Origin of the sequence: Massilia genomosp. 1 (assembly GCF_011682185.1) — a bacterium.
Classification (GTDB): Bacteria; Pseudomonadota; Gammaproteobacteria; order Burkholderiales; family Burkholderiaceae_D; genus Telluria_A; species Telluria_A rubra.
On record NZ_WHJF01000346.1, the window covers coordinates 1 to 686 of the forward strand.

The following is a 686-nucleotide window of genomic DNA, read 5'->3' on the forward strand; positions in this document are numbered from 1 at the left end:
CTCCAACTCCCGGCTCGGCCAGTACATGCAGGCCGAAGGCGCCCTGGTCGACGCGGCCTCGGCCAAGACCGCCAAGGACATGGCCGGCAGCCAGGCCGCATTGCGCGCCGCCAAAGGCAGCGCCGTGGTGCGCTCGGTCGGCCCGGTGCTCGACGTGCTGGTCGCCGCGCTCAATCCGGAAGTCATGTCCTCGTTCGCCATCATCAAGCTGCGCACCGAAATGGACAAGATGTACGCGAACGGCGTGCTGTCGCTGGACCAGCTGGAGACGGCGCGGCATCTGCTCAGCCAGGCCAAGTACGACTCGGTCAAGCGCCTCTTGAACCAGGCGCAGGCCGACTACATCAAAGGAGGCGCGCGGTGATGCGCCCGATGGCCGCAGCAGCCTTGCTCATCCTGCTCCCGACTATTGCCCCGGCCCAGGCCAAGGCTCCGCTACGCCAGCCAGCGGGCGCCGCCGTGCGCTGCACGGACGCGCCGACCAGCGGCGACGCTTTCCAGGACGCCGCGCGCAACTTCCGGCCCGGCGCCGCCCCGCGCATTTTCATGGCCTTGGGCAAGGACCGCCACGCCCTGCTGAAAAAACTGCTCAATGCGGGCGACGACCCCAACATCTGCCACGCCGGCATCAGCCCGCTGCTGGCGGCGGTGGCCGGCGGCGACGCCCTGACCGTAACGATCTTGCT

Annotated in this window: 1 protein-coding gene and 1 pseudogene; both read left to right on the forward strand. The window is 69.1% G+C overall.

Features of this window, described 5'->3' with window-relative positions:
• On the forward strand, positions 1-364 hold a 364-nt coding region (locus tag F1735_RS33995; RefSeq protein ID WP_167241456.1), incomplete at its 5' end, for a hypothetical protein.
• Positions 361-686: pseudogene (locus tag F1735_RS34000) on the forward strand (hypothetical protein); the annotation flags it as partial. The gene F1735_RS33995 and the pseudogene F1735_RS34000, both read left to right, overlap by 4 nt.